General features: G+C 59.3%; 10 protein-coding genes. 5 read left to right on the top strand and 5 right to left on the bottom strand.

Annotated elements, in window-relative coordinates; genetic code table 11:
- Positions 1 to 2 precede the first annotated feature (2 nt).
- Positions 3 to 752: an FKBP-type peptidyl-prolyl cis-trans isomerase gene (locus KDX30_RS04935; RefSeq protein WP_087265420.1), complete on the bottom strand. Its 750-nt coding sequence runs from the start codon at positions 750 to 752 to the stop codon at positions 3 to 5.
- Between the two features lie 449 nt (positions 753 to 1201).
- Between KDX30_RS04935 and KDX30_RS04930 the strand changes: the two genes are divergently transcribed.
- Complete coding sequence (locus tag KDX30_RS04930; protein WP_099269562.1) at positions 1202 to 1969, top strand: ATP-binding cassette domain-containing protein; 768 nt, start codon at positions 1202 to 1204, stop codon at positions 1967 to 1969.
- Positions 1970 to 2044: 75 nt separating this feature from the next.
- Here KDX30_RS04930 and fhuF read toward each other — a convergent pair whose 3' ends face one another.
- The 3 genes from fhuF to KDX30_RS04915 form a co-directional block, all read right to left on the bottom strand.
- Positions 2045 to 2800: a siderophore-iron reductase FhuF gene (gene fhuF / locus KDX30_RS04925; protein WP_231675162.1), complete on the bottom strand. Its 756-nt coding sequence runs from the start codon at positions 2798 to 2800 to the stop codon at positions 2045 to 2047.
- Between the two features lie 55 nt (positions 2801 to 2855).
- Complete coding sequence (locus KDX30_RS04920; protein ID WP_231675161.1) at positions 2856 to 3104, bottom strand: hypothetical protein; 249 nt, start codon at positions 3102 to 3104, stop codon at positions 2856 to 2858.
- A gap of 120 nt (positions 3105 to 3224) precedes the next feature.
- Complete coding sequence (locus tag KDX30_RS04915; protein ID WP_231675160.1) at positions 3225 to 4559, bottom strand: lysine N(6)-hydroxylase/L-ornithine N(5)-oxygenase family protein; 1335 nt, start codon at positions 4557 to 4559, stop codon at positions 3225 to 3227.
- 645 nt (positions 4560 to 5204) lie between these two features.
- On the opposite strand from KDX30_RS04915, the gene KDX30_RS04910 reads away from it, so the two are divergent.
- The 4 genes from KDX30_RS04910 (at position 5205) to fhuB (ending at position 12494) form a co-directional block, all read left to right on the top strand.
- Positions 5205 to 6893 (top strand): cyclic peptide export ABC transporter, encoded by a 1689-nt coding sequence (locus KDX30_RS04910; protein ID WP_164581711.1) that lies wholly within the window; start codon positions 5205 to 5207, stop codon positions 6891 to 6893.
- Between the two features lie 179 nt (positions 6894 to 7072).
- Complete coding sequence (locus tag KDX30_RS04905) at positions 7073 to 9412, top strand: TonB-dependent siderophore receptor (RefSeq protein WP_231675173.1); 2340 nt, start codon at positions 7073 to 7075, stop codon at positions 9410 to 9412.
- 171 nt (positions 9413 to 9583) lie between these two features.
- Positions 9584 to 10495, top strand: a complete 912-nt coding sequence (locus KDX30_RS04900; protein ID WP_231675159.1) for an ABC transporter substrate-binding protein — start codon at positions 9584 to 9586, stop codon at positions 10493 to 10495.
- Positions 10488 to 12494 (top strand): Fe(3+)-hydroxamate ABC transporter permease FhuB, encoded by a 2007-nt coding sequence (gene fhuB / locus KDX30_RS04895; RefSeq protein WP_231675158.1) that lies wholly within the window; start codon positions 10488 to 10490, stop codon positions 12492 to 12494. The genes KDX30_RS04900 and fhuB overlap by 8 nt, the downstream gene beginning before the upstream one ends.
- A gap of 62 nt (positions 12495 to 12556) precedes the next feature.
- On the opposite strand, the gene KDX30_RS04890 is transcribed toward fhuB, so the two are convergent.
- Positions 12557 to 13501: an alpha/beta hydrolase gene (locus tag KDX30_RS04890; RefSeq protein WP_099269555.1), complete on the bottom strand. Its 945-nt coding sequence runs from the start codon at positions 13499 to 13501 to the stop codon at positions 12557 to 12559.

Below are 13501 nucleotides of genomic sequence, written 5' to 3'. Positions count from 1 at the left end.
GCTTACTTGGAAGCGGGAGCCGCCGGCTCTTCTTCGGCGTCAGGTGCACCTGCAGCAGCAGGGTCCTTGATGCCCAGCAGTTCCAGATCGAAAACCAGAACCGAGTTGGCAGGGATTGTCGGGCTTGGGCTCTGTGCGCCGTAGGCCAGATCGCTCGGGATGTAGAGCTTGATCTTCTCGCCAACGTGCATCAGTTGCAGACCTTCGACCCAACCCGGGATCACGCCGCTAACCGGCAGATCAATCGGGCTGCCACGCTCAACAGAGCTGTCGAAAACCTTGCCATCAGTCAGCTTGCCTTCGTAGTGAACAGTCACTACGTCAGTTGGCTTAGGCTGAGGGCCATCGGCTTTCTTGACGATTTCGTACTGCAGGCCAGAAGCGGTAGTTACTACACCTGCCTTCTTGCCGTTTTCTTCGAGGAATTTCTTGCCGGCTGCTGCCGACTCTTCACTCATTTTGGCCATACGCTCTTCGGCACGCTTTTGCAGCGCTGCGAAGGCTTCAACCAATTCTTCGTCCTTCAGTTTCTGGTCTTTCTTGCCAACGGCATCTTCGATACCGAGGGCTACTGCTTTGGAGTCAAGGTCATCCATGCCTTCCTGAGCCAGGCTTTTGCCCATGTTCAGACCAATGCCGTAAGACGCTTTTTGTGCCGGGGTTTTCAGCTCAACAGTGCTGGCTTGCTTATCACAACCTGCGAGTACCAGACCGACCAGGGCAATCGCCGCTGCCAACCGATGCTGTTTCATTCTGATTCCTTGTTCATGCGCCAATAGGGCAAACGAGTAAAGCCGCGAGCTTATCAGGGTGCCGCGATCAATGGCTACCGGCATGAGAGGCAGAAAATGCAGATAAGTTCAGGTATCCAAAGGTTTTCTTGGCAAGAGCACGGGATGTTCAGTTGGGGTTCAGGTCTGGCCGACAATCTGGCTGGCAGAGACCTCACCTTCGGATAGTGCATTTTGGTGTACAGATCCGTTTTGGGGTAACGGCTTAATATTGGTTGCGCTTCCTCAGCGCCTCACTTTTGATGGAGCCGGAAGCCGGCCCAGCCAAAAGTAAGCAAAACGCCCTTGCCCCACCACTGGGTGCCTCATTGTCGCTCGGCATACCCGACTCCCATTTTCAACATTGATTCTCATTAGCATTAAAACCTATACTCCTCCCCCCGCGATTCAATCGGTCTCAGGGTGACTTAATGTTCGATCTGGAAAACGTCAGCCTCAACGTCACCGAGCGCACTCTGCTCCAACCCCTCAGCATGCAACTGCCCCATGGCCAGATGATCGGCCTGATCGGTCACAACGGCTCGGGCAAATCGACCCTGCTCAAACTGTTGGCCCGTCAGCTGCAACCGTCCTCAGGAACGATCAGCCTGGACGGCAAGCCGCTGAGCAGCTGGAACAGTCGCGATTTCGCCCGTCAGGTCGCTTACCTGCCCCAACAATTGCCGCAGACCGACAGCTTGAATGTCCGCGAACTGGTCGCTTTTGGGCGTTACCCCTGGCATGGGGCGCTGGGTCGCGTGACGCGCGAAGACAACATGCACATTGATCGCGCGCTGGAATTGACCGACACCGACACCTTTGCCGAACGGATGGTCGACCAGTTGTCCGGTGGCGAGCGCCAACGGGTCTGGCTGGCCATGTTGCTGTCGCAAAACAGCCGTTTCCTGCTGCTCGACGAGCCGACGTCTGCACTGGACATCGCCCATCAGGTGGAAGTGCTCGGCAGGGTCAAGACCCTTAGCCGCGAACTCAACCTTGGGGTGCTGGTGGTCTTGCATGACGTCAATATGGCAGCTCGTTATTGCGACCATCTGCTGGCACTGCACGGTGGACGTTTGCTGGCCCAGGGCAGTCCAGGCCAACTGATGCGCAGTGAAATCCTGCAAGACATTTATGGCATTGCGATGGGCGTGCTGCCCAACCCTGTCGACGGCTCACCGATCAGCTACCCAATCTGACCGATTGAGGTGACTGATTGACGTGAACAACTGAGCGCTGCGCGGTAGTTTACCGCCCGGCAGCGCCAAGGGCGGCTAGAGGGTGATCATTTCCGGCGGCGGCTCGTCGATCAAAGGACAGTTATCACAATGAGCCAGCGTGTCCAGACGATAGCGAATGCAACAGACTCGCCGTTGACGCCAGCGTCCGTCGGCGCGCAGGTCACAGGACACGGGTTCGTAGCGAATCGGTAAAAACAGCGGATTGCGTGAGCCGTCAGGGCGCCATTCGGTTTCCAACAGTGCCTTGCCATCCGCCAATAGATGCGGCGGCAGCGGCACTCGCGCCATTTCACCGATAAACCACTCGAAATAGTTACCGGCGTTGCTCCACAGCACTTTGGGTGAGAGCTTGACCTCACTGGCCAGGCCATGCACAAAAGGCTGCAAATGGGCGTCGATCAGGTCACTGAAACGTTGGAACGGATCGCTCGGCGGGCTACTGAACACCTCGCCGTCGCCCTTCAGTTTGAAGGCTTCAGGCAAGCCCTGTGCATCAAGCACCACCTCGACGTCAGCAAAGTCCAACGGCAGGCGACGGCCAAGTACCAGAGCAGCAGCCACCACCGGTGGAATCAGTTTGACCAGATAATACTTCGACCATTGTGACGCCAGGGCGCGACGGTCCTGGCCCGCGTGTTCCGGTGAAAAACGCTGCAGCACAGGCTCCAGATACTCAGGCTGCAACAGGCGCGTGGAAGCAATCGAGGGCCGAGGGTCATCACGCGTTACCAGCACGTCGCGATAGCTTGCGAACGGCCCCATGAACAGCGGCGCAAGGGCAGCAATCATACGTGTGCCCCGCGCTGCCTGGAGTCGGGAGTGATCACGGCCGGGGGAAATAACGTCAACATAACCGGCATTGCTCGAAGAACACTTCGCGGCTCTGCACCATCAGCGCGGCCAATGCCCACAGTGCGAAATCAAGCTGTGACGGCTCGCGATCATGCGGCACCCGCCAGACATCGCCGCCACGCGCCACTTCAAGCAGCGGCTTATCGTCGACCAGCAACATAAGGAAGCGCTCGCCTGCATCGGCGAACAGCCGGCGCCCGTCGGGCAGTAACAACGTTCCGTTGGTAGAGTTGCAGGACATGGCAGAACCACCTCGGGCCGCGAAGTAATGCGCATTGAAAAACAGCGCCACCGGTTCGTATAACGCTCAGGGGCGCTGAGGATTTAGTCCGGATGTAAATCACACCGCAATTACAGTCGCTCAGGCACTTTGTGCCGCCCGGCTCGTCGTATCGCGATTGATGCTTTTGCCACCCTGTGGCTGTTCGAAAATCGACGCAGCGATTTCCGCAGCACGCATCGGCAACACCGACAGCAGCGTGTCACTAAGGCCGTGGCTGTCCTGGCTGAAGCCCTGCATGTAGATGCCCGCACGCAAACGCGGATCGGTTTGCAAACGGTAATCGCGACCCACTTCATAGTCGCCAAGGTAATCCTTGAGCGGCGCGAGCAGCTCGCGATGGGAGCTGCGCTGATAACCGGTAGCCAGAATCACCACGTCATAACGGCGTTGCTCGGTCGCGCCGGTGGCGCTGTCGCGCAGGGTCAGTTCGATGCCATTGCTGTCGGCACCGGCCAACTCGACAGTGCGCCGGCTAAGAAACGCATGACGCTGCTGATTGGCAACTTTCTGGCGGTAAAAAATCGAATAGATCGACTCGATCAGGTTGAGGTCCACCACTGAATAGTTGGTGTTGTGGTATTCCTGAATCAACTTTTCACGCTCTGCCTGCGGCTCGTTGAACACCAGATCGGTATAGCTCGGCGCGAAGATTTCGTTGACGAAAGGGCTGTCATCCGCTGGTTTTAGCACCGCTGCACGCAGAATCATGTCGACCTGCGCCGACGGGTAGCTGTCATTAAGGTCAATGAACGCCTCGGCCGCACTCTGCCCGCCGCCAATCACCGCAATGCGCATCGACGGGTTCTTCAGGCATGGCTGTTTGGCGATACTTTCCAGGTAGCGCGAGTGGTGGAACACGCGCGCGTCGTTACGCAAATGACTGAACGCCGACGGGATGCGCGGCGTCCCACCGGTACTGACGACCACGGAGCGCGTCAGACGGAAACGCTCCTGACCCCGCACATCGGTGGACAGCACTTTGAGCAGTTCTATGCCATCAGGACCTTGCACGGGCTCAACGCGGGAAACTTCTTCGCCATAGGCGCACTGCTCGGAAAATTGTCGGGCTACCCAGCACAGATAGTCGTTGTATTCCATACGGCACGGATAAAGTGTGCCCAGGTTTATGAAGTCGATCAGTCGGTCGTGTTTGTGCAGGTAATTCACGAAACTGAAAGGGCTGGTCGGGTTACGCAAGGTGACCAGATCCTTGAGGTAGGAAATCTGTAACTCGCTCTGGGTGACGAGGGTGTTGCCATGCCAGCGGTAGTCGTGCTGCTTGTCGAGGAACAGCGCCTGATAATTGCGCCCCTGCTGCAGAGCCTGTTCCTGCAAAGCAATCGCCAGCGCCAGATTGGACGGACCAAAGCCAATGCCAAGTACGTCGTAGGTCGGTGAGATCAACTGAGTCATGATGCCAGTGTCCTGTTTCACGGTAGCTGTGGAGCACGACGCGGGCCGGAATAAATCGTCCTCACCCTGAGGGTGGCGTTACTCCGCCTTCACGGCGCAGCCTGCCTTTTCCAACACCTGCGCATCGGCCAGAAGAAGCGCTTTCAAAAGTGCATTCAAAGGTAGTGACGAGAGCGCTCAGAAAAACTTTAGTAATGTTTCTCATTTGCGTATCGGGACGCAGAAGTGGAGCGCTCAGCCAAAGCGCAGTCGACCCGCCCTTCGCAGGCAGTATCGGAAAGTGATTCGCTTTATCACTGGAAATGCCGACTTCCCGGATGAATTCGGTCCCGGTCAGGGCAGTGCCGGCTGCGCAACAGCGCGGAGTCAAAGACGCCGCTGCCCCGCTTATCAAACACAGCATAAGCCTTTGAATTAATGCTGTTTTCTTGCAGCAGCGAGACTGCTCATGACAGGGCTGGCTCAGACGAAGAATCCCGCACCAAAAAAGGCTAATTGCCAGTATGCAATTTTTCTTAAATTTTCCTTCGCTCACTCGTCTTAACAAAAATGATTCGGATTGGCTTTGCCTCTCAGGGCCAAAGCACCGATCAGCCCTTGAATTCCAGCGTGCCCGACGGTGGCCGCAGAGCCTAGGAAAAAATGATGCAGACTCCCCCACAAAGCACCCTTGGTGAGCTTTTCAAGCTACTGCGGCCGTTCTGGCCACAGTTGCTGATGGCGACGGTCCTCGGCATCATCGGCGGCGCCAGCATCACTGCGCTACTTGCCACCATCAACCACAGCCTGAATGCCGAAGGTGGCATGCAATCAGGCTTGCTGGCAGGGTTTGCCGGCCTCTGCGTGCTGGCGCTGGTGGGATCGATCATTTCTGACATCGGCACCAACTATGTCGGGCAGCACTCCATTGCACGGTTACGTAAAGAGCTGGGCAGCAAGATCATCTCCGCCCCTATCGAGCAGATCGAGCGCTATCGCAGTCATCGCCTGATCCCGGTACTGACGCACGACATCGATACCATCAGCGACTTTGTGTTCGCCTTTGCACCGCTGGCGGTATCGCTGACGGTCTGCCTGAGCTGCCTGGGCTACCTGGCGGTCTTGTCTCTGCCGATGTTCCTCACCACGGCGGTCGCCATCATCATTGGCAGCGCCATCCAGTTTCTGGTGCGCAGCCGTGGTATCCGTGGGTTCTTTCAGGCCCGCGAAGAAGAAGACGAACTGCAAAAGCACTACCGTGCCCTGGCTGAAGGCGCCAAGGAGCTGCGTATCAGCCGCCCGCGCCGCTTCCAGCACTACAACGAGCGCCTGCAAGGCACCATTGATCGCATCTGCGATATCCAGGTTCGTTCGATCAACCTGTTTGTGGTCGCCAAAGGCTTCGGCTCCACCCTGTTCTTCATCGTCATAGGCTTGGCTCTGGCCTATGAGTCAATCTGGCCGAGCACCGATAGAGCCACCCTCAGCGGCTTTATTCTGGTGTTGCTGTACATGAAAGGTCCGCTCGAGCATCTGGTCGGCAACCTGCCCATCGTCAGTCGTGCCCAAGTGGCTTTCCGGCGCATTGCCGAGCTGTCGATTCGCTTCTCTTCTCCGGAGCCCAACCTGCTGTTGCGCGACGATGAGCGCAAGACCCTGGACATTGAGCAGATCGAACTGCGTGACCTGAGCTACCACTACCCTACCGAAGACGGCAGCACTGGTTTTGGTGTCGGTCCGCTCAACCTGACCATCCAGCGCGGTGAGATTCTGTTTATTGCGGGCGAAAACGGCTGCGGTAAAACCAGCATGATCAAATTGCTATTGGGCCTTTATGTGCCACAGAGCGGCCAGGTATTGATTGATGGCAAACCTGTCGACGACAGCAACCGCGACGACTATCGCCAGCTGTTCACGACTATTTTTGCCGACTACTTCCTGTTCGAAGACCTGCTCAAGGACAGCGCTGAAATCCCCGCCGAAGCCAACCGCTATCTGGAACGGCTGGAAATTGCCCACAAGGTCTCACTGAACGACCACAGCTACTCCACCACCGACCTGTCCACCGGGCAGCGCAAACGTCTGGCTTTGGTTCAAGCCTGGCTCGAGAAGCGCCCGGTGCTGGTGTTCGATGAATGGGCCGCAGACCAGGACCCTGAGTTCCGGCGCATTTTCTACACCGAGTTGCTGCCGGAGCTGCGCGCCCAGGGCAAGACCTTGATCGTGATTTCTCACGACGATCGCTACTTCGATGTCGCCGACCGATTACTGCGGATGAGCGCGGGAAAAATCGTCGAGGTCCAGCGCAAGAACAAGGACACCTCGTCAACCAGCCCCGACGTCGCACTCACCTGATCCGTCACGGCGCCCCTGATTACAGTGGCGCCGTAGTTGTAAAAAAGCTGTCTGTCATCGCCAACACAAAAAACTAAAAAAACTAAAAAAGTTTTATTAAAAACCAGTATTCAGGAGCGCAAAATTTGATTGGTAAAAGCAAGACCCCAACCCTCAAACACCCGACCAGCCATCTGGCAATGTTGATCAGCAGCGCCGCCCTGGGTCTGGCGCTGACCGCCACCAACGCAATTGCCGCGCCGGTGCGCATCGATATTCCGGCACAACCTCTGGGTTCGGCGCTGATCAGTCTCGGCACACAGTCTGACTTGCAGATCGTGTTCAACCCGGATCAATTGCAGAACCTGCGCAGCCCCGAGCTGCACGGCGAAATTGAACCAACGCAAGCACTGAACTCGCTGCTCCGTGGGACGGGCATCCAGTATCAGATAGAAGGCAGCCGGGTCACCTTGCTTGCAGCGGCACCAACCAGCGGCCCACTGACCATGCCCGACCAGATCATTTCCGGTCGCGCGGCGGTGCCAGAGGGTTACGAGAGCTACGTTCCGAAAACCAGCAACAGCGCCAGCAAGACCAATACGCCGCTGATCGAGATCCCGCAGTCCATCTCCGTGGTCACCCGCAAGCAGATGGAAGACCAGGGCGCGCAAACCGTCACGGATGCGTTGCGTTACGTCCCGGGCGTCAAAGTCGAAGCTTATGGTCTGGATCCGAAAGGTTTCGACTGGCTGTACATTCGCGGCTTCAACGGTCAGTCCACCAGCGACTACCTCAATGGCCTGCGTCAGCAGAACAACAGCTATGCGTTCTTCCGCAGCGAACCTTATGCGTTTGACCGTATCGACGTGGTAAAAGGCCCCTCTTCGACTCTGTTCGGCCAGGGTGACGCTGGCGGCATCATCAACCGCGTCAGCAAGAAACCCGAAGTCAACCATGTCAACGAAGTACAGCTTTCAGTCGGCAACTATGACCGCCGACAAGGCCAGTTCGACCTCGGTGGCGCACTGGACGATCAGCAACACTTCCTCTATCGCGTCGTCGGTTCGGTACGGGACTCCAACACGCAGGTGGACTACGACGATGGCCACGAAGTCAAAGACGACCGCCTGTACATCGCGCCATCCTTCACCTGGGCACCGGACGAAGACACCAGCCTGACGTTCCTCAGCGACTTCCTGCGTGACCGTAACGGCGGCTCGCTGTTTGCTTACAGCACGCCAAACGGGCACACCACCGATACGCTGATGGGTGATCACAGCTTCAACCACCTGAATCAGGATCAGTACAGCTTCGGTTATGAGTTCCGTCATCGTTTCGACGACACCTGGGAATTCCGCCAGAACGCCCGCTATGGTCAGGTAGACGTGATCTTCCAGAACCTGCTGCCGTTCAGTGTTGATACCAGCACCGGAAACACCATTCGTGGCGCAGACCGTTTTGATCAGCACATGAACACTTTTGCGCTGGACAACCAGTTGCAGGCTGACTTCCAGACCGGCCCGTTCACGCACAAGCTGCTGACCGGCGTGGATTACACCTGGCAGGACGCCGACGTCACTCGCTGGCGCGTGCGCGGCCCGGACCTGAACGTCTACAACCCGATCTACGGCCAGCCGGTGACCCGCCCAACCAAGGCCAACAGCATCGGCTCGATCGACTATGACCAGACCATCGAGCAGATCGGTGGCTACATTCAGGACCAGATCAAGTTCGACGATCACTGGATCCTGACAGCAGGCGGTCGCTACGACTATGTGCGCAATGACCTTGACAACCACGTCGCTGACCCGACGAACCAGAAAGACAATGCCTTCACTGGCCGTCTGGGCCTGACCTACCTGACCGAGTTCGGCATGGCGCCGTACGTCAGCTATTCCGAGTCCTTTGCGCCTAATACTGGCCTGGACAGCAGCGGTAACGCCTTTGATTCGAGCGAAGCGCACCAGTGGGAAGCGGGTGTCAAATACCAGCCTACCGACGCGATCCTGATGACCCTGGCAGCCTACGACCTGACCAAGACCAACGTACTGACCCAGGATCCGGGCAATACCGCTTTCTCGGTCGCCAATGGCGAACAGCAGTCGCGCGGTATCGAAGCCGAGGTCAAGGCCAAACTTGACCAGAACTGGGACCTGATTGCGTCCTACACCTACACCAAGGCCGAGATCACCAAGAGCAACCGTGGCGACGAGGGTAATCGTCCGGCCAACGTGCCCAAGCACATGGCTTCAGCCTGGCTGAACTACACCTTCCACGACACGATCCTCAATGGCCTCAGCCTGGGTGGCGGCGCACGTTATACCGGCGTGCTCTACGGCGATAACGCCAACACCTTCCACATCGACAACTACACCCTGTTCGACGCGAGCGCGAGCTACCCGCTCAACAAGAGCGTGACTGTCTCGCTCAATGCACAAAACCTGCTGGACGAGAAATACTCAGCCACTTGCGATGACTCGTACGAGTGCTACCCGGGCATGCGCCGCACCTTGCTGACCAGCGTGAAATACAAATGGTGATCAACGCCTGATCTTTCACAGGTATGCGTCTGTCCGAGCCGCGCAATGCTGCGTCGGGCAGACAGTATCTGTCAGTGCGTTGCTGAACCCTCAGCCGGGCTCCTTGAATCAAGGGGCCCGGTGTCGTTTTTGGAGGATCACGATGAGCCGTTACCACCGAGGAGGACGAACATGCCTCTGACCCGCCGTCACCTGCTACAGCGATTTGCCGTCGGCGGCCTTGCGCTGACCAGCGGTCTGCCCACCATGAGCCTTTTCGCCGCCCCGCTGCAACGTATCATCGCCATCAACTGGGCTGCCGCCGAAACGCTGTTGACGCTGGGAGTCACGCCACTGGCGATCTCCGACGGCAGTTATTACAGCCGACGCATGCCCACTGCGCCACTGCCTCCCGAAGTCCTCGACGTGGGTCCCTACTGGGAACCCAATCTTGAATTGATCAAAGAACTCTCCCCGCAATTGATCCTCAGCGATCAAATGCCGCCTGCCATCGCCCGCTCGCTGCAGGGCATTGCGCCCACCGAAGTGGTCGATGTCTACCCCAGCGCCCTTAGCGTATGGACCAGCGCCACGGGCTTCATGACCCGGCTGGCAGCCCGTATCGACCGCCAGCAACAGGCCGCAAGCTGGATCGCGGCAGGTGAAACCCGTCTCGCTCAACTGCGCGCACAACTGGCGCAATGCCCTCAGCCGCCGATCTGTGTGGCAGTGCTCAATCAGGACGGTCGCCATGCGACGGTCTACGGCAAGAACAGCATGATTCAGGACGTGCTCGACCGGCTTGGTCTCGTCAATGCCTGGCAAGGCCCAAGCAGCGCCATGGGCATTTCCCTGATTGGCGTCGAACGACTCGCCGAAACCCCGGACGCGCACCTGCTGTACATCGAAATTCCGACGACGTCGGCGCGCCTGCAGAGCCTGCGCCAGACCAACGCGCTGTGGGAAAACCTGCCCGCAGTACGACGCGGCAACACCCTGGCGCTGGGCAAATTCTTCCCGTACGGCGCGGCTGCCTCGGCACTCAACCTGGCCGAATTGATCGGCACGTACCTGAGCCATCGCGGAGAACAAGAGCATGCTTGAACCGGCTATCGGCCTGGCGGCCCCTCGCCCTGCGCTGTTCCAGGGACCTCTGCCCTGGGTTCTGGTGCTGACCTTGCTGGCGATGCTGATCGCGGTGCATGGCTTACAGGCCCTGCTGCCCAGCGCGCTGTGGTGGCAGGCACTGTGGACCCCAGACCTGGACGATGGCCGTCAGGTCCTGCTGCATTTCAGCTTCGCACCACGCCTGCTGGTCAGCCTGATGGTAGGGGCTGCGCTAGGGCTGGCGGGGACGCTGTTTCAGCAGATTCTGCGCAACCCGCTTGCCGAGCCGGTCACGCTCGGCGTGGCGGCCGGAGCCAATCTGGCCCTGTCGATTGCCACTATCGCTGCACCTGCCCTGCTGCTGCATGGCCTGGAGGGAGTGACCCTGGTCGGTGCCGGGCTGGCCACGCTGGCGCTGTTCGCCTTCGCCTGGAGCCGCACGATGTCTTCGCTGCGCTTTATCCTCGCGGGCATGGTGATCAGCCTGTATTGCAACGCCATCAATTCACTGCTGGTGTTGTTCAACCATGACTACCTCGTCGACCTGCTGCTCTGGCAAGCCGGCTCACTCAACCAGAGTGGCTGGGAAGGCGTGACTTACCTGGCGCCTCGTCTGGCCGTCGCCGCACTGATTGCCGGTTTGCTCGCCAGGCCTCTGGCCGTGCTGGGGCTTGAAGACCAGAGCGCGGCCAGCCTTGGGGTTTCGCTGCGGACCACGCGCACCCTGGGGCTAGTAGTCGCCGTGGCACTCAGCGCCTTCGTTACCAGTGCCGTCGGCATCATCGGTTTTGTCGGCCTCGCAGCGCCAGCCATCGCCCGCCTCAGCGGCGCGCGCACGTTGCGCCAAAGGCTAATATGGGCACCGTTGATGGGCGCAGCGCTGTTGTGCCTGGTGGACCAGTGCGCGCGTGAGCTTTCACGATTTGTCGGTGAAGTGCCGGCCGGCATTCTCACCGCCGTGTTTAGCGTGCCGCTGTTGCTTTGGCTTCTCAAGCGTCAGCGCAACGGCGGCATCGTCGCGCAGCAGGGCAGCACGTGGCGCAGGCTTCACAACCCTGGCCGGTACATCAGCGTCGGTGCAGTACTGCTCTTGTTGCTGGTCATACCGGCAATCAGCCTGGGTATCGGCTTGCACGGCTGGCACTGGAGCGGCCCGGAGCAATTCGACGGCGCGTTGCAATGGCGATTGCCACGGGTAATGGGTTCGCTCAGCGCGGGAGTCATGTTGGCGGTGGCTGGTTTGCTGATCCAGCGCCTGACCGGCAACCCGATGGCCAGCCCGGAAGTACTGGGTGCCAGCTCCGGTGCAGCGTTGGGGGTGATGGTGCTGTTCCTGTTGGTGCCACAGCCACAGGCTTTGATGGTGCCAGCAGCCTGCGCCGGTACCCTGCTCACACTCGGCGCACTGTTCTGGTTCAACTGGCGCAGCGCCTTGAGCCCGGAGCGCCTGTTACTGACCGGGGTCTGCCTGACCACGCTGATGGGGGCATTGAGCACGCTGCTGATGGCCAGCGGAGACCCGCGCATGACCTTGCTGTTGAGCTGGATGACCGGTTCGACCTATCACGTCGACGGTCCGGCCGCGCTGACGGCGCTGGTGATCGCTGGCGTCATGCTGCTGGTCAGCCTGTTGCTTTCGCGGCCGCTGGACTTGCTGACCCTGGGTGGCGGCACGGCCTCAGCCCTCGGCTTGCCATTGCGTCTCAGCCACCTGGCGATTCTGGGCGTGGCAGCAGTGTTGACCGCGACCGCCACGCTGATCGTCGGCCCGCTGAGCTTCGTTGGTTTGATCGCGCCCCACATCGCCCGCCAGCTCGGCGTGCACCGTACTGCGCCGCAGATCTTGCTGAGTGCAATCATCGGCGGCCTGATCATGCTCGTAGCCGACTGGCTGGGACGTAATATCGCTTACCCATGGCCGGTTTCTGCAGGGTTGCTGGCAGCCTTTATCGGTTGCCCGTACTTCCTCTGGCTCATGCACCGCCAGCGGCGCTGATCGGTTGCGCTGCCAATCGTGGTGAAGCCTGAACAGAGCCCTGTTCAGGCTTCACTCGATATTTACCAGTGACGCGAGAGAAACTGCGCCGCTTGCCGGAAGTAGCTGTCCACATCGGACACCAGCCCGCCCATCCTCAAAAAGTCATGGGTCATGCCATGACACAGCTGCGCGTGCACCGAGACGCCCTGTTCACGTAACGCCTCGGCATAGGCCAGGCCCTCGTCCAGCAGCGGGTCGTATTCCGCGGCATACAGCAAGGCAGGCGCACTGCCGCGCAATGCATCAGCCGCATACAGCGGTGAACAACGCCAGTCATGACGCTGTGCCAGATCCGCTGCGTAGTGGTGATAGAACCAGTCCAGGCTGGCGGTTTCCAGCAAATAACCTTCCGCAAACAGCTCTTGAGATTCGCTACGCCGGGTTGCGTCAGTTGCCGGGTAGAACAGCAACTGCGCTCGCGGCTGCGGCCCACCCTCGCTGGCCAATTGGGCGGCCAGCACACTGGCTAGAGTGGCCCCGGCACTGTCACCGGCGACAGCAATGCGCTGCACGTCGAGGCCGTAAGACGCGGCATTCTTTTGCAGCCAGTCCCAGGCGTCGCGGGTGTCATCCAGCGCTGCCGGGAATGGCGCTTGAGGCGCCAGCCGGTAACCCAGTGCAAGCACCGCACAGCCACAGGCCTGGGCCAGCGAACGGCACAGACCGTCGTGAGAATCCAGACTGCCCACCGTGTAACCGCCCCCATGCAGATACAGCAATACCGGCCTGAGTGCCGACGCGTCGGATACCGGTTGGTACAGACGCGCTGGCAATTCATGCCCTTGCCGCCCAGGCAACAGCAAACTCTCGACCGGCATCAGCGGCGCACTGGCCTTGAGCGCCTGCGAAGAGGCTTCGAACTCTTCCCGCGCCTGCGCGACGCTCAGCTCATGAAGCGCCGGACGTCCGGCCTGGCGGCCGTCGTCAACCATATCGAGAAAGGCAGAAATATCCGGGTGCAACAT

Origin of the sequence: Pseudomonas quasicaspiana (assembly GCF_021147825.1) — a bacterium.
Lineage (GTDB): Bacteria > Pseudomonadota > Gammaproteobacteria > Pseudomonadales > Pseudomonadaceae > Aquipseudomonas > Aquipseudomonas quasicaspiana.
This window is presented reverse-complemented; position numbering and strand designations above follow the sequence as displayed.